Raw genomic sequence first — 17797 nt, 5'->3', positions numbered from 1 at the left:
TTAGTTTAATACTTAATATTTAACTACTTTTTTACTTATACGCTTATCGTTATATGTGATTTTTACGATATATATACCAGCTGACCAGTCCGCACTTGTAATAGAAGCTAATTCTGATGGCAACGTAGATTTATATATGCTTTTCCCTGTTGCATCTATTATTTCAACTGATACAGATGTTGTATTGCCTTGTTCAGAATAAGAAGACAGATCAATTGCCAGTTCCGTATTAAACGGATTTGGATACATCAGTACATCTACGCTTTCGGCTGTAGCATCTGTATCCAAACCTTCACGTTGTAAAACCGGTGCACAATCATTTTCATAATACAGGTTCCATACTTCCAGTTCACGTATTGTACCTCCCGTTGCCGTGTTATGTCCGGCACCTACGTAATACAGGTGGTTTCCGCTGTATACCGGGCTGTGAATAAGCATATCCAGGCCTTCGTAATTTACTACTGTTGTTGCTTTATTAAGCACCCAGGCTGTACCGGATAAATGTGCCTGATACACATCGCCGGCTTTGTATAAACCCGATGTTTGTGTAGTAATGTTGTTTGCAACACCCAGATTCAGTATACCATAATAAATCACACCTGATACCGGATTGATATTGAATACACCCGATAGATTAGAACTAGTTGTTATCTGCTGCGCCGCGGATGGATTGGTTAGCTGCATGCGGTATAAATTGGCATTTCCTTTTTGTCCGCGGGCATAATATAGCCAGCCATTATAATAAACCACATCTGAGCTTGTATATATATCTGCTGTAGAAGTTAATTGTCCAAATGCAGTTGAATACAAATTATTATTTTGCACATATGTTATACCATACCCAGGAATAATCGTTTTTAAAATAGCTATGCCTAAATTATTATTAATTGAACCTAAATTAGATACTAATTCATTTGTTTCTTTTTTAATTGCATACACCTCATTTCCTTCAGCGATAAAGTCAGATGCATTTACACTAGGAAAAAGACCATCACTAACAACATTTGTTGCTAAATCAATTTTCCATAATTTATTTGCGGCATTTTCAGTATAGAATAAATATGAAACACCATTCAGAGCTGCAAAACCAATCTTTGTAAACGCGCCACCAACCGGCTTCAGCGCATTTGTAATTCCGGGAATTTCATTGATGATCCATTTTTGAGAAGCCGTGCTGAAGCTGTAATAATAGATTTTACCGTCTCTGCCTGAAAAGTAAATATTACCGCCGTACGCAACAATGTTACTGCCTACTGCTTTGCGGTTATCACTTAACACACCAGACTGCCAGCCTGCGGTATTTGCTGTTGGATTATAACCGGCAGTTCCTGTACGCACTGTACTCTGCAATTCAGTATAACACCCGCCAGCACCGTTCACCCCAATGGCAATGTAATACGTTCCGGGACTTGCTGAAGTAAATAAGGCTGATGTTGGCGTTTGATTTGTTATTGTTGACTGCAGACCTAAGGGTGTGGAATATCTTACCCACGTATTGATATTGCTGGTTCCTGTAGGATTATTTACCTTAATTTCCACACTGTTTGAACAGGAATAAATTTCAGGATCTACGGTTGGCCGTAATGCCGGGCGAATAATAAATGTTTTTACTACGGGCGCTCCGCACACACCTGTGATTGTTACCTTACCTACAAAGTCTGTTAAACCTTGTACCGGTAACTGGCCCTGTACGCTTTGTTTGTTAACACCGCTTACGATTGTTTTTGTATAGGTATTGGTTTGAGCATCGTAAGATGTCCCGGGCAGTTCCCAGGTATACACGGCAGAATTGCTTACATAAACGGGCATACTTACGCTGAATTTACCATCGCAATCAAGTGTTACAAGACTGCCAGGTACGTCTACATTAACATTGTTCTGAGTAACGTGACCGAAATCAGGCTGGGCGATGTTCAGCGTTACGGTTTTGGTTACACTGTAACATTCGTTACTCGCCGTCAATGTTATAGGCACGATACCATCGTTTGTAAAACGGCTGATGGAAATTCCTCCATTCCAGCTGTTTTGTATAACTCCGCCATTTGTATTCCAATTGTAATTTACACCATTTGCAGGCCCACCGGAAATGGTCACACCTTGATTGCAAAATGCATTTGTTGCCGATGCAGTCAGTACAAAATTAGTTGGGATCGAAGCCGGGAAGTTGATGTATTTAGTCGTATTTCCTACTTCATTTCCCAAAAAGCCCAGACTTCTGCCAATGCAGGTTATTTTCCTTTGTCCGGTGTATCCAGGATACCATCTTACAGTAATTTTTTTAAGTGGATTGTTAAAATCTGGGGTGCCGTTATTTGACAAATTTTGTGCATTCATTTGCTGATTGGTATAGGGATTTAAAAATGTAGCCTCTACATTACTCAATCCAGAAAATTTATACCGTGTATAGTTTAATGTATTTAACCAATAAATATTATTACTACTATATGGACTTGGGTAATATTGTGTGCCCATATAACTTTGACTCAATCCCTGGGGGGTGTTATCATTTGCAAATTTTATAATTTCCCCGCCTTCAATAATCCATTCCAGATTACCCGCATTATCATAATTGATTTCATACTCTTGTTCTGTACTATTACAGGGTTGCGAGGTTGTAAAATCCAAATCCTTGGCCATTAGTGCCGGCCCGCTCATTAAACATAAAACCACCATAAGCAGCTCTATGTTAAAATAAAATCTCATTTTTAACATAATTAAAATATTTAAAATAATAATGAAAAGGTATAAAATTATACACTATTGTATAAATTATGTGTAAACATAAATAATTTTATACAATTAATTTCATTATCTTGAAAAAAAATTACTAATTCGTCATGAAAATTCTTTTAACACTTCAGCTTTTCCTTTTACTAACTGCAACATCTTTTAGCCAGTCGGCAGACACATTAAAGAGTCCTGTAAAAAATTATAAAAACAATATCCAAACCAATATGCTTGGCACACTGGGATACTTTGGCTTGCAATATGAACGGGCGCTGAATAAAGATTGGAGTATAAGTGTAATAGGAAGGTATTCGTTTCCATTTAAACAGTTAAACCAACCTCAGCCAATATATACAAGCAGGATTTATTCTGAAACATATTCCATTCAAGCTGAACTGAGATATTATCTGGATAAAAATGAAATCAACAATAATGGCCTATATATATCAGGTGATGCCGGCTATACACACATATTAGGATATGTACCAGAAAATAAAAATGCATATCATATTGAAAAATATCCATGGTTCGGCACAACTATAGGGTATCAGCTGCTGATCAAAAGACGCCTTGTTGCAGATGCCGGAATCGGGATTCAATATGGTATAAAAGGGGAAAGGTATAGCTCTGGAAATAATATCGGGTGGGAGAAGATGCCTTACCGGAAAATTTACTGGCCAATTACATTGAATATTGGGTACGCATTTTAATTAATCGCAACATAAAACAAACAGTTCTCAAGCCTTTAAATACAGGCCTGACAACTGTACTTTTCAACTTCCGTTATGAATTTTATTTATTAAATTTCTAATTCGTCATGAAAATTATTTTAACACTTCAGCTTTTCCTTTTACTAACTGTAACATCTTTTAGCCAGTCGGCGGATTCATTAAAAATACCCGCCAGGAATTACAAGAATACGATCCAAACAAGCCTGCTTGGCTTTGGCGGTTATTTTGGGCTTCAATATGAACGTGCTTTAAATAAAGATTGGAGCATCAGCCTGATTGGAAGTTATGATTTCCCATTCAGCCAATTAAACCAAACTTCCTCACCTGGTATCTCTAAAGTGTATTATGAAAAATATATTATACAGGCAGAAGTAAGATATTATCTTGATAAAAATAAAATCAACAATAACGGGTTCTATGCAGCGGCGGACATTGGCTATTCATACATATTGCAATATGTACCCACAGATAAAAGTAATGCGCATAATATTAAAAAGTATTCATTTTTCGGTGCAACTATAGGATACCAGCTCTTGATTAAAAGGCGTCTGGTTGTAGATGCCGGGATAGGAATCCAATACGGCACAAAAGGAGAAATGTATACCTCAGGAGTCAATAATAAAGGATGGGAGAAAATGCGTTACCGTGAAATTCATTTACCAATTACACTGAATATTGGTTATGCTTTTTAGTTTTATATTAAAACACATCAGCCGCCGGACCGGAGAAACCGGTCTGACGGCTGACTTGCTACCCATCATCTTCCTTAGCTCATGCCTTACACATCCATAGGTACATCCATAATCAACACATAAGCATGATCGGCTGCCGTTAATTCAATGCTATCTGTCTCTGTAATTCCAATGGCGTCTCTACGCGAAAGAACCTCTTCTCCAACAGTAACTTCTCCTTCAATTACAAAAACATATAATCCGTTGCCTGCACGCTTTTTTGAATAGGAAACTGTTTTTCCTTTTTGAAATTTTCCCAATGAAAACCAGGCATCCTGATTGATCTGCAACGCATCAGATTTATCTCCCAAAGGTGCTACTACATTCAGCCATTCACCTTCCATTTTTGTTACATCAAAGGTGGTTTCTCCGTAACGGGGCTCTATGTTTCTGCTTTTCGGAAACAACCAGATCTGTAACAGATTTAAGGAATCCGTTTCAGATGCATTATACTCTGAATGTGTTAAACCTTTGCCTGCAGACATAACCTGCACATCCCCTGCTTTAATAACTGAGGTATGCCCCATACTATCTTTATGCCGTAATGCGCCTTCCAACGGAATGGTTATAATTTCCATGTTGTTATGCGGATGCATTCCAAAGCCATAACCCGCCCCAATAATGTCATCATTCAATACACGCAACGCACCGAACTGCTCCCGGTCTTCATCATAATAACCGGCAAAACTGAATGTGTGTCTGGCTTTTAACCACCCGTGATCTGCAGCTCCTCTGCTGTCTGCTTTATGTATTCGTGTATGTGCTTCTTTGTTCATAGTTGTAATATTTAGCTATTTGATGTTACAACATCTATTTTAGAGAAAAAGTGCCCGCCGTATGGGCGTATGGGCGTATGGCATACGCCCGGGGACGTATGCAATACGTTAAGGACCTATGCACTACGCCCGGGGACGTATGCAATACGCTCAGGACGTATGCAATACGTCCCTACAGGCCTATGAAACTGGGTTGGTCGGTACCACGCAGGTTAATACGGAAACGTGGACTTGTTGTGGTTACAATCTTGAATGTGGTAACATCTTCAGGACTGTTTGGGAACCAATACACTACACATTCGAATTCATCGAAAACAAGGTTTTCATTTTTAGTTCTGAAACCTCCGCCAAAGCCGGTGTATATTTTATTGTCAAATAAGAATTCTGTCTCGGTACCAAGCTGAGCAAATTGTGTAAGCAGTATAAAGGCAAACCGAAAACCCATAAACCTGAATCTGGGAAATAAATTGGTCATCAATGAAACGCTTGAAGACTGATAACCCGATATCAGCATTGAATTGAATTGCTGTATACCATTTGTATTATTGACGTTTAAGGCACCACTTAACTGCGGATTTATAATTTTAGCGTAATTGAGCGTTAAATAAAACCTTGCTTTCCAGCGTCCGAATTCTCCCACTTGTGAAATATAGGTACCTTCTCCTTTCATGAAAAAATCCTGCACATTGTGCACATGGTTGTAAAAAGCGGATGCACGCAAATCAAGCAGGTAAAAACATCCTCTTGGTCTGACGATGCTGTTAAAGCTGGCGATACCAAGATAATAGCGTTGCTGATCGAGCCGGGTATCCACGCCTGAATTTACCCAATACGAATACCCCGACGGAATATCTTCCGTTCGCCCGAAGCCATACAAGTAGCGGGTTTTAAAGAATTCATACCGGAAATACGTTGCCTGTCCGATCACAAAGGTTTGATTGTTATACGATGCGATGAACCTTGAAATAGGCTGATCAGGTTGCTGGAGAAATGTCCGGTTGTAATACCTGGCAGATAAAAATATACGCGACCTGTTTTGCCGGGTAATAATATCGTAATCATCTCCTGTCTGCTTGAAACCGGAAAAGGTAATGCCGCCCCAAAGGTCATTTACATTATAGCGGTAGTTATAATAACTGGTATCAATTTCCATTTTGGTATTGACCGATTTATTGTTTGAAAAAACATATCCTCCGGCCAATCGTGCGGTAGGCATATATATTCCTCTTTTGGCACCAATAGAAAAACTTGTTTCATCCTGTTTGCCCACCTTGGCACCGCCGTTTAATTCTGAATACATAATAAACGGGTTGATAAAGGTGCCCATCAGATTATCTTTCTCATAATAAATTTCACTGGAAAATGCCTGAGAGCGCGGTGTACGATACTGTCCTTTATAGGAAAGGGTTTGTCCGTATCCTAAAAAATTGCGGTCATACAATTTCCACTGATGATAGGTTACATCATTAGGCGTAAAATATCCACCGATCGACCATAAATCCTGAACAAGCACTTCAACATCCACCCAGTTTTTTTGTCCGGGAAGTTCAACTACAAAAATTCTGGCATCGTGCATATATGGCAGCGAACGCAAGAGCCTTTCATTATCTGCCAACCGGTTTTTATCCACTATGGAGTCATCGTCAATAAACAAGTTCTGTTCGATTACAAAGGTCTTTGTTTTTTCATGCAAAAACTCAGACACCTTTTCAATCAGGTATTCCCGCTTTTTTACATACACCGTGTCATAAATGTTATTGCTGAATACATTTTGCTTTTTAATATAAATATTACGGATGCGTTTACCTTCATACATCTCGTATGGATTTTTACTTTCAATGGTAAATGACGTATCGTAATCGACCAGCGGCGGATTGTCCAGATAGATTTGATCCCACACTTGCCGTACCAGACGGTTATTCATATAGTGTTCGTAATCGCGGCGTTTTTTATACTCAACGTTTGCGGGTATATAAATTATGGTATCATCCTGTGGCCGGATGATCGTATCCTGTAAAACTAAAAACTGATGTTTTTTTACTTTGACTCCTTTTTGTGTATGTCCATTGAAAAAAAAGCCGCATACAAACAATACAGGCAATAGTATTCTGATAAGACGGTGATATTTAATGCTCGTTTTCAAATTTTATTGGCAACCAGATGTATGAAGCACTTTTTATCAGATTATACAGGCCTTAAAAATAAGGCTAATGTAAGACAACATTGTTATTTCTACTTACACGAATATAAATAGTATTTACATGATTCAGCTATTTAAGCAAACAAATAAGGCCTACCTGACCACACGTAATTACAATTTTAAAATATAACCATTAAGTAACGACTTAAAGCGTATCAATACAGATTTCATTCAGTATTTTTCTTTAAGTTTGCGTTACTATGTCATTCTTCGAAAAATTAAAAGAACGCTGGGGTATTACAAGCAACTGGCGCTTATTCAAAATCCTACTTATCTTTTCCTTAACGGGGCTTTCTGCTGTTCAAATCCGGAAACTGGTATTTCCATTGCTTGGCATTGACCATTCTACAGAAACGTGGTTGTATATTCTGCTTTGGTTAATATTGATAACACCAGCCTATTATCTGTTCATGGTTTTTTATTCCATCTTATTAGGTGAAAAGGAATTCTTTTTCGGCATGATGAAAAAATCGTTTAGCCGGTTTAATAAAAAGCAATAAAAAAGTCCCGTTAATAAATTATTAACGGGACTTTTTATCTAATGAATGTTTGTTTTAGAGAATAGCTTCAGCCAGCACGATAACTTTATCGTGCAATACTTCCACTACACCGCCATCTATTTTAAATACTTTTTCTTCTTTAGCCAGACGGATAGTTACATCGCCCTTTTCTAAGGTTGAAATTATAGCTGCGTGATTTGTTAACACCTCGAAGCGGCCAGATGTGCCTGGTACTTGTACAGATGTAATATCTCCACTAAAAACTTTTTGATCGGGTGTTAGTATTTCTAAATACATGTATCAGATTGGTTAAAACCGGTTACAAAGAAAACTTTGTAACCGGAATTTTATGAGGGATACGTATTATTATTTTTTAGAATCAGCAACAAGCTTCTCGCCTTTAGCAATTGCCTGCTCAATGCTACCTACAAGGTTAAACGCTGCTTCAGGCAAGTGGTCTAATGCACCGTCCATGATCATGTTAAATCCTTTGATAGTATCTTTAATATTTACTAACTCACCTTTTAGACCTGTAAACTGTTCCGCTACGTGGAAAGGCTGAGATAAGAAACGTTGCACACGACGCGCGCGGTGAACCGCCTGCTTATCTTCTTCAGAAAGTTCATCCATACCAAGAATGGCGATGATATCCTGAAGTTCTTTGTAACGCTGTAAAATTTCTTTTACACGTTGTGCGCAATCGTAATGTTCGCTACCTAAAATTTCAGGGCTAAGGATACGTGATGTAGAATCCAATGGATCCACAGCAGGATAGATACCTAATTCAGAAATTTTACGGTTCAATACCGTTGTAGCATCCAAGTGCGCAAATGTAGTTGCCGGAGCCGGATCGGTTAAATCATCAGCTGGTACATAAACGGCTTGTACAGATGTAATAGAACCTCTTTTTGTTGAAGTAATACGTTCCTGCATCGCACCCATTTCTGTTGCCAATGTCGGTTGGTAACCTACGGCAGATGGCATACGACCTAACAAGGCAGATACTTCTGAACCTGCTTGTGTAAATCTGAATATGTTATCAATAAAGAATAAGATATCACGGCCCTGGCCCTGGCCATCTCCATCACGGAAATATTCCGCAACTGTAAGACCAGCCAACGCAACTCTTGCTCTTGCTCCAGGAGGTTCGTTCATCTGACCGAACACCAATGTTGCCTGAGACTTTAATAATTCAGTAGCATCTACTTTAGATAAATCCCACTCTCCTTTTTCCATAGAATGTTTGAATTCATCCCCGTAACGGATTACGTTTGATTCAATCATTTCACGAAGCAAATCGTTTCCTTCACGTGTACGCTCACCAACACCGGCAAATACAGAAAGACCTGCATATGCTTTTGCAATGTTGTTGATCAATTCCATGATCAACACTGTTTTACCTACACCGGCACCACCGAAAAGACCGATTTTACCACCTTTTACATATGGCTCAAGCAAATCAATTACTTTGATACCCGTAAACAATACTTCTGTATTTGTAGATAAATCTTCAAATTTAGGAGCCTGACGGTGAATTGACATACGGTTAGCAGCTACTCCCGATGGAATACCATCGATTGCATCGCCAACCACATTATATAAACGGCCACGGATATCTTCGCCTACAGGCATAGAAATCGGCATACCGTATGTTTTAACTTCCATTCCTCTTGTCAAACCATCTGTAGAGTCCATCGCGATTGTACGTACACGATCTTCTCCTAAATGCTGCTGACATTCAAGGATTACTTTTTGTCCATCCGGACGAGTTACTTCCAATGCATCTAAAATTTGCGGAAGAGCGTACTCTCCTTCAAATCCAACGTCTACAACCGGACCAATAATCTGAGTGATTTTACCAATATTTGCCATGAATTGCGTATTATAGAAACGATAGTATTTCAAAATTTGCGACTGCAAAAATAGGTTATTATTATTTCAAACCCAAGAAGCAAAAGATATTATTCTGAATTGGGGAAAAACTTTATCCCGAACTACTCTAAAATGAATATGCTTTAGAACTTTAACAAGATTGAAAGGAATTTATCCGGCATATTCCTTTTTCAAAATAACTTATTAAAACGTACGTAAAAATACGTATAGCAAAAATATAATTTCGATATCTTTTCTAAATGCATTACTTTTAAACCATCAAGTAAGATATACGTATCTTATTTCAAAACTTTTAATTTATCACTTTATTAATATTTTAAACATTATGAAAAAATCGTTACTCGCTTTTTTATTGATGACTCTTTTTGCGGTACAACTGCAGGTAAATGGTCAGCAATTAGCAGCAGAAAAAACTGTTGACATTTCAGGTAAAGCAAACCGTGGATACATTGGCCATGTTGAGCGCAACGACCAGACACGTGAAGTGGCCGTTACCTATGTTACAAAAAGTACCAATGCGAAAGTAAAATTTGAAACCTACACATTCGATTATGAGTTGAATTTAAAATCAACCGTTGCAGATGAAATCGAATTAACAAAGGCAAAATCAAAATATTCCTGGTTTAAATATAAAGGCGATGCCTATGTTGTGGAAGGACTTACAGCATCTCCTAACCTTACCGGAACATTTGTAATCAAAAAGAAACAGGTAACATATGCCTGGAACTGGTTTTTATTGAAATATAAAAAGTCAACCAAGACACTTGATAAGCTGAAATTTGAAGGTGAAAACGGTAAAAACATGTACTACATCAGCCATTATGAAAATGATTCAAACGGTGAAATTGTAGCACTTGCCGGAGAAAAAGGAAATATGTCTAAGACACCTTATCAGCATTTTCAAAAGCACCACGTCTTCAGAGTAACTCCAAGTCTTGAGATTTTATCTGATGTAACGGTAGACTTAGGAAGCCCTCATAAATTGCTTTATTCAGCAGCTGTAGCGGATGAAAAAAATCCGGATGCTGAACAGAACGACTGGGTTGTAGTGCTTGCTCCTATGGGCGGACAAGGCATGGGTAAGTATGAAGCGGCTGACCCTACGAAGTATACTGTATTGCGCATTTCACCGGATGGTAAACTCGTGAGCCAATCTACATTCACTACAAAAGCACATACCTGGACAATTACAGGATCTGTGATTGATGGTTCAAAAATTTATTTATACGGACCAGGCTTTTCAAAAGGTCTTGAGAAGAAATATTATGAAATGGCGTACATTCCAAATGAAGCTGATAAATTCACTGACTTCCAGTTGGTACGCGTAAATACTACTGGTGCTGATTTTGTAAGTGTTACTTCAATGGAAGAATTTGCTGCTAAAACACGTAAGCCGGATGATCAGAAAAAATTATCTGTTTATAACGGCAAACGCGTTGATATCCGTGATCTGACAATCGGTTCCGAAGGACAGATCTACATTATTGCGCAAGACTTTAAAGTAGATGGCCAGGGTGATATAACAGGTCTTATCTATACGGATCTGTATTTATTTCAGTTTGATCAGAAAGGTACACTGCTGAATTCATTCGGTATTGATGATAACTCACGCAAAGGCGCTATTATTGGCGGCGGCGTAGCAGATGCCCGCTTCTACCCTTCAAGCAGTACCTTATTCGAAGGCAAAGATCCGAATTATATTTACTGGATGCAGTTTGTACCACATTCTACAAAATGTGTTACTGAAACAACAACTGGTATAATGACTACCACTAAAACAACAGAATGCCGACCGTTAAAATACCCACGTGTTATTAAACTTGATGTAACAAAAGGCTCATTTGTTAAAATTGCACAATACGGAAACGGTGAATATTTCCTGAATGAAGATTTCCCGTTGGTATACATTGAAAATGGCACAAAGATCATTTTCATTGGTGAAACAAAAGGCGAAAAAGGCTTATGGGTCGGGAAGTTTGATCCGAGCACGCTGTAAGTACAGAGTATAGAGTACAAAGTACTGAGTATAAAAAAGGCTCCGATTTTTTCGGAGCCTTTTTATTTATCTCAACCTATTTCAGGACGATTCATATATTTTAATTTTTGCAGGCTTAGCACTTGTTACTATACTTTGTACTCTATACTAAGTACTCTGTACTCCTTTCAATTCAATCCTGAACGTTGTTCCTTTATCTATGCCGCTTTGGAGCACGTATACTTTCCCTCCGTGATATTCTTCTACAATACGTTTCACCAGTGTTAAACCCAGGCCCCAGCCGCGTTTCTTAGTAGTAAAACCAGGTTTAAAAATTGTTTTAATTTTATTATTCGGAATACCTTTCCCCGAATCTTTTATATCAATGCAGATGGTATTTTTAACAGTTAAAATCGAAATATGAATGGAACCGCGGCCATCCATCGCATCGATGGCGTTTTTACAGATGTTCTCAATCACCCAGCCCATCAGCGAAATGTTCATCACAGCTGTAGCCCCGTCTGTAAAATCTTCCATCGAATACGATACATACGACGATGTTCTTGATTTCAGATAATCGATATTTTCTTCAATCACATTGGCAACATTTTCCGGTGTCAGCTTTCCTTCCAGACCAATCTGAGAGAAACGTGCGGTGATCACATTCAAGCGGTCTACATCCTTTGCCAGTTCTTCTGTCATGGGATCGCTTTTGAAAGGCTCTATTTCCTTGAAATAGTCACGGATGGCGAACAGCGAAGACAGCGGAGTACCCAACTGGTGCGCGGTTTCTTTTGCAAGCCCTACCCAAACTTTACTTTGTTCGGCTTTTTTACTGTAATTGAATGCTACATAGCCCGCCAGGCTTAAAAAAACAATAGCCGTGAGCTGAATATACGGGTAGTAGCGCAGCATGGTAAGAATCTCTGAATCTTTGTAGTACACATAATTTTTCATGCCGTAAAACTCAATGCTGATGGGCTCATGTTGTGCTGCCATAAGAAGGATCTGCTGTTTCAAAAAAAGATCTTCCTTTTCTTTCGAAACATTACCCGGCAAAACAATATTTTTTGAACTCAGCGGTTCGCCGGTTTCATCCGTTAGAATAACCGGAACGGATGTATTGGCATTAATAATCTTCTCGGAGAGAAAAGCCATGTTTGCATCGGGCTCTTGTGTAGCAGCGGTCTCTAATGCTTTGGCATACAAATCAATAAGTTTCCGTTCGCGTTCTACCAGGCGTTTTGCCAGATAATCGGTATAGACCAGAGAACCAGCAATAACAATTATTCCCAATAAAACAATGATCCATTTAATCCGAAAGTTTAATTTATATATGTCCATAGGAACGAAAATAGTACTTTATTTGTAACGATTATAAATTACAGATTTTATTACAAGATTAATCAAAGAATCGGTGTTTAGACGTAAATTTACAGTCCTTTGAGGAAGCAGTCCGTATGATTTCGAATTTCAAATCCATCAGTTTAACATATAGAAAAGCACCGCTTGAAATCCGTGAGCGTGTTGCATTAAACGAAGCAGAATGTAAAAGTTTGATGTTACGAATCAAAGATTTTACAGATACTGCTGAATTACTGATCCTTTCTACGTGCAACCGCACCGAAATATACTATACTTCCAACGAAGATTACAGCAACGATATTATTAAGTTGCTTGGTGTTGAAAAAAACATCACCGGACTGATTCAGCAAAAAGAATATTTTGAAATATACAACGAACAGGCAGATGCTGTACTGCATTTGTTTGAAGTAGGCATTGGTCTTGACTCACAGGTAGTAGGTGATATGCAGATCGTAAACCAGGTGAAATATGCATACCAATGGAGTGCAGATCTGAACCTTGCCGGTCCGTTTTTGCACCGATTGATGCACACGATCTTCTTCACCAATAAACGTGTGGTTCAGGAAACAGCGTTCCGCGACGGAGCTGCATCTGTATCGTACGCTACTGTTGAGCTTTCAGAAGAATTGCTGAGTGCCACACCGAATGCAAACATTTTAATTGTTGGCCTTGGTGAAATCGGTGCCGATGTATGCCGTAACTTCAAGGCAAATACGTCTTTCAAAAATATTACCTTAACAAACCGCTCTCCGCTTAAATCAGAAGCCCTGGCTGCTGAATGCGGCATTGAACACGTTCCTTTTGAAACACTTTGGGAAGCCGTTGCCAAAGCTGATCTGGTGATCAGTTCGGTTGCAAAAGAAGAGCCTTTATTCACAAAAGAAGAGATACAGAAATTATCGATTCTTTCTCATAAATACTTTATTGACCTGTCTGTTCCGAGAAGTGTAGACGCACGCGCGGAAGAATTGCCGGGTATTATTGTGTACGACATCGATCATATCCAGAACCGTTCAAACGAAGCGCTGGAGAACCGATTGAATGCGATTCCGCATGTTCGCAAGATTATTCTTGATTCTATTGTTGAATTCAATGAGTGGTCTAAAGAGATGGAAGTTTCTCCAACAATCAACAAACTGAAAAATGCCCTGGAGCAGATCCGCAAAGAAGAATTATCGCGCTTTGTGAAACAGTTAAGTGATGAAGAAGCTAAAAAGGTAGATGAAATCACGAAGAGCATCATGCAAAAAATTATTAAGCTTCCTGTACTGCAATTAAAAGCTGCCTGCAAACGGGGCGAAGCTGAAACATTGATTGATGTATTGAATGACCTGTTTAATCTGGATAAACAACCGGAACAAATTCGTGATTAAAGGCCTGCGACCCATACTCGCTTTTTTTTTAAGTATTGTATCATTTTTTACCGTACAAGCTCAGGCCGATACAAGCAACAAGATTACCGGTGCAAAAGCTGCTGCTATTCAGAAAACAGCTACTGTATCAAAACCTCCTGTTGAATACAAACACTTTCCCAGTACATCCGCATTCAGTCTTGCCCTGAAAAATAAATCATTTTTAAGTACGTATGCTGTCGTATCTGTTGTTGATACCGTTGCAGGAATTCTCCGTAAAAAGACAGGTATTGTTTCGAACAATAAACTTATTGTTCCTTTTGAATACGATTCGGTATTATTTATAAACCAACATGAATTTATTGTACAGGCGCACATTGTTACTAAAAGAACATATGCCTGTAATTACCTGATCCTGGATGCACAGAAAAATAGCGTTATTGATTTTAAAGCTATACGTATTACATTTTTAGGAAATCATTTATATGATATCCATACGGCAACAAACCGTTTCCTATACAACAGCCTTACCAAACGTTCCAGTGCAACCTTCGATCGGTTTGCTATACTGGACAGTGCTTTTATTCTGCTCACTACGGCTTCCGAATATCAGCTGTGTGATCATTCACTGAATGATTTTATTTCTTCTCCGTTTAAAGTTTTATTGCAGGCAAACGATTCAACCTATAACGCGGTGCTGTATACGGAATGGGATATATATAAACACACGGGCGAAAAATTATTCTCTGCTGTGCGCTGTGATTCCATAAAAGCATCAGCTGAGCCCGCCACCTGGGATGTATACCGCAACGGCAATGTTTACCACCGCCGGTATATCAGCCGTGCTGAAACACCGTTGATTGTTCATACGGATTCCATCACGTATTCAAAAACGCTTAATATCAGTAAATTGAAATACGATACCATTAAAACCATGCTGCGCTTTGATACGGTTTATTACCAGAGCGATAATTTATTGATGTATAAAAAGGCCGGCAAGTATGGTTATTCAGATACCATCGGCAATGTAAAGATCTCGCATCAATACGATACTATAACGGCATGGCATGAAAATATGGCGGCTTTTATGTTCAAAAAAAAATGGGGCTACCTGACGCGCCGCGAAGAGCTTACCGTACAGCCGTATTACATGATTGCACTTCCGTTTAGTAATGGAGCAGCTCCCGTATATGACGGCAAAAAATGGATGTTCATTACCAAAAACGGAAAGAACATAAATTCTGTTATGTATGACAGTATTCAAAAAACAATCAGCGGTAAATGGTATGTATTCAGCAAAGGTCTTGCCGGTCTGTGTGATGTTACAGGCAGAGAATTGATACCTCCTGTATATGAATATTTATTGGATGCAGGTTCTGATGTATACGTATTTAAAAAAGAATATCTGTATGGTTTGATCGGCCGTGACAGAACGATTATCTGTAAACCGATGTACGATGCATTTCAATATGACAAAGGTAATAATTGTCTGCTGTTGAAACAGCTCTATCAAACGCCGCTTTTATTTGTCATTCATAAATAATTTCTGATGTTACGCTTTCTTTCGATCATTATACTTCTTCATTTTTTTTTCTCCGGACAAACGCAAACGGTTCAGTACAATGAAGGCTTAACTGTTTTTAAAGAAACAAAAAATGGAAAACAACAAGCCGGCTTCAAAGATAAATCAGGCAAGGTTATTATACCCGCACGTTTCGATAGTATTGCAGCGCCTTTCAGCAACGGACAGGCAATTGTTGTTATAAATAATTTATATGGCACTATTGATCTTAAAGGAAAACCGATCATACCTGCCATCTATAAAAAAATATTACCGCAATCGTTTGGCTTAACACCTGTACAAAACAAAGCCGGCTTATGGGGTTTTTATAATACGGCGCCTAAGCTTGTAATTCCATGCCTGTACAACAATTTTAAATTTACAAACAAAGGCAAACAGCTCTTTGCACAACAGGATGGAAAGTGGGGAATGCTCTCTCTTGCCAATGAAGTTCTGGTTCCGTTTAATTTCAAATCCATTGAATTACTTTCTCCCAAACAGGTCCGCGGCACCTTGTTTGATTCCTGGGAACGCATGTCACAAACGGGTATCGTACTGGCAACGTATGAATATGATTCGGTATTGTTTACCACATCCAGGGAATTGAGTTATTATCAGAATGGGTGGCAGGGCCTGTTAAATCCGGATGGCAGCATTGCGTTAAAAAATAATTTCGAAGCGCTCGGAGATCTTGTCGGAGATTATGTAGCGATCAAACAAAATAATAAATGGGGCGTTAAAAAAACAAACGCTGAAGGGTGGATTCTTGAGCCCGCGTATGATATTATCCACCTGGATTCATTGATGATCTACGCAGGTCTTACTGTTGGCCGGAATGCTGTTCACTGGAAATTATATGCGTATTCAGGTTCGTTGTTATATCCAAACGTATTAAGCGATTATCAGCCATTTTCAAATGGGCTGTTTGCTGCAAAATCACTTACGAACAAATGGGGTTTCCTGAATGAAAAAGGAGAAGAAGTAATTCCTTTTCAGTATTCAGGCGTAGGTGCCTTTTATTATGGGTTGTGTGATGTTAAAAAAGATGGGCAGAATTTAGTGATCAACAAATCCGGAGAAGTGGTATTGAACCAGCGGGATATTTATTTACACTCAATCGGTCTGTTAAAAGTAAATGCTTTGCAGGATAAAACGTATAACACGTCAGGCATAGAAGCAGGCATAGAGATCATTCCCTTTAACGCAAGTTTCATCAAGCTGAAAAAGGGGGATAAATACGGCTTGATTAATACCAAAGGCGAACAAATTCTTCCGATCATTTATTCAAACATTTCAACCGGCAGCAGCACTAAAACATTCAGTGTTACAAAAGACAGACAAATCAAGGTATTGCAGCCAGGCGGAAGCACGTATCCCGTAGATAAAAAAATTATTTCCTTAGATGGTTTCTACAATGAATATGCCTGCATGAAATACAACAATGGCAAATACGGGTATGTAGATCATCAGGGGAAAATACGCATTGCCCCGCAGTATGACCAGGCACGGCCGTTTGATCATGAAGTTGCAATCATTAAACTGAACGGAAAATGGGGCATCATCAATAAATATGAAAATTTTGTAGCACAGCCGTATTACGATTCAATCAGCAACTTTAAAAACAATGTTGCCATTGCACTGGAAAAAGGTATTTACTATTTGATTGATCCGTCCGGGAAAATATTAACGCCGGATGGATATACATCTATTACGTTAACGGCTGGCGGCAATTATTTATTGATTAAAAATAATTTCCGAGGAATAGCCAATGCACGCGGCAAAGAAATCATTGCAGCGCGATACCAAAGTATTACTGAACTCTCTCCTACGCTTTTTAAAGTGTCTGAAAATGATTTAAAAGGTGTGATTGATGCGGACCGGAAAATCATTCTGCACATTAAATATCTTGAAATATTTTATAACAGCCGGACCAAAGAATTTTTAGCAGCGGAAGAGGGCGCGCAGAAATATATTACGGTGAAGTAG

The 17797-nt window shown here is 38.7% G+C and carries 13 protein-coding genes; 7 read left to right on the top strand and 6 right to left on the bottom strand.

Translation table 11 applies throughout. The features are described from left to right. Positions 1–12: 12 nt before the first annotated feature. Positions 13–2673, bottom strand: a complete 2661-nt coding sequence (locus tag CHU_RS01745) for a T9SS type A sorting domain-containing protein (RefSeq protein ID WP_177254133.1) — start codon at positions 2671–2673, stop codon at positions 13–15. Between the two features lie 164 nt (positions 2674–2837). Here CHU_RS01745 and CHU_RS01740 point away from each other — a divergent pair, with 164 nt between their 5' ends. Both CHU_RS01740 and CHU_RS01735 read left to right on the top strand, forming a co-directional pair. Beyond that, a complete protein-coding gene (locus CHU_RS01740) occupies positions 2838–3437 on the top strand; it encodes a DUF3575 domain-containing protein (protein WP_011583749.1) in 600 nt (199 codons plus the stop codon). Between the two features lie 107 nt (positions 3438–3544). Then, on the top strand, positions 3545–4150 hold the full coding sequence (locus CHU_RS01735) for a DUF3575 domain-containing protein (protein WP_011583747.1): 606 nt from the start codon (positions 3545–3547) through the stop codon (positions 4148–4150). Positions 4151–4236: 86 nt separating this feature from the next. On the opposite strand, the gene CHU_RS01730 is transcribed toward CHU_RS01735, so the two are convergent. Together CHU_RS01730 and CHU_RS01725 are read right to left on the bottom strand one after the other, a co-directional pair. Further along, positions 4237–4965, bottom strand: coding sequence for a pirin family protein (locus CHU_RS01730; RefSeq protein WP_011583746.1), 729 nt, complete (start codon positions 4963–4965; stop codon positions 4237–4239). Positions 4966–5137: 172 nt separating this feature from the next. Continuing rightward, on the bottom strand, positions 5138–7108 hold the full coding sequence (locus CHU_RS01725) for a hypothetical protein (protein ID WP_143143950.1): 1971 nt from the start codon (positions 7106–7108) through the stop codon (positions 5138–5140). A gap of 257 nt (positions 7109–7365) precedes the next feature. Here CHU_RS01725 and CHU_RS01720 point away from each other — a divergent pair, with 257 nt between their 5' ends. Beyond that, on the top strand, positions 7366–7665 hold the full coding sequence (locus tag CHU_RS01720) for a DUF6787 family protein (RefSeq protein WP_011583744.1): 300 nt from the start codon (positions 7366–7368) through the stop codon (positions 7663–7665). 54 nt (positions 7666–7719) lie between these two features. Here the strand turns inward: CHU_RS01720 and atpC are convergent, their stop codons facing one another. Next, complete coding sequence (atpC, locus tag CHU_RS01715) at positions 7720–7962, bottom strand: ATP synthase F1 subunit epsilon (protein ID WP_011583743.1); 243 nt, start codon at positions 7960–7962, stop codon at positions 7720–7722. Between the two features lie 69 nt (positions 7963–8031). Beyond that, positions 8032–9537, bottom strand: a complete 1506-nt coding sequence (atpD, locus tag CHU_RS01710) for a F0F1 ATP synthase subunit beta (protein ID WP_011583742.1) — start codon at positions 9535–9537, stop codon at positions 8032–8034. Between the two features lie 346 nt (positions 9538–9883). Here atpD and CHU_RS01705 point away from each other — a divergent pair, with 346 nt between their 5' ends. After that, the gene (locus CHU_RS01705) at positions 9884–11554 is read left to right on the top strand and encodes a hypothetical protein (protein WP_011583741.1); all 1671 of its coding nucleotides are present in this window, start codon (positions 9884–9886) and stop codon (positions 11552–11554) included. A gap of 147 nt (positions 11555–11701) precedes the next feature. On the opposite strand, the gene CHU_RS01700 is transcribed toward CHU_RS01705, so the two are convergent. Continuing rightward, complete coding sequence (locus CHU_RS01700; RefSeq protein WP_011583740.1) at positions 11702–12877, bottom strand: sensor histidine kinase; 1176 nt, start codon at positions 12875–12877, stop codon at positions 11702–11704. A 116-nt stretch (positions 12878–12993) separates the two neighbouring features. On the opposite strand from CHU_RS01700, the gene hemA reads away from it, so the two are divergent. From hemA to CHU_RS01685, 3 genes are read left to right on the top strand one after another with little or no spacing between them, the layout of a single operon-like run. Next, a complete protein-coding gene (hemA, locus tag CHU_RS01695) occupies positions 12994–14271 on the top strand; it encodes a glutamyl-tRNA reductase (protein WP_011583739.1) in 1278 nt (425 codons plus the stop codon). Then, the gene (locus CHU_RS01690) at positions 14264–15793 is read left to right on the top strand and encodes a WG repeat-containing protein (RefSeq protein WP_143143949.1); all 1530 of its coding nucleotides are present in this window, start codon (positions 14264–14266) and stop codon (positions 15791–15793) included. The genes hemA and CHU_RS01690 overlap by 8 nt, the downstream gene beginning before the upstream one ends. Before the next feature lie 6 nt (positions 15794–15799). Beyond that, positions 15800–17797, top strand: coding sequence for a WG repeat-containing protein (locus CHU_RS01685; protein WP_011583737.1), 1998 nt, complete (start codon positions 15800–15802; stop codon positions 17795–17797).

The sequence above is a fragment of the Cytophaga hutchinsonii ATCC 33406 genome, assembly GCF_000014145.1.
GTDB lineage: Bacteria > Bacteroidota > Bacteroidia > Cytophagales > Cytophagaceae > Cytophaga > Cytophaga hutchinsonii.
The sequence above is the reverse complement of the archived record's forward strand: the minus strand, read 5'-3'. Positions and strand labels throughout refer to the sequence as shown.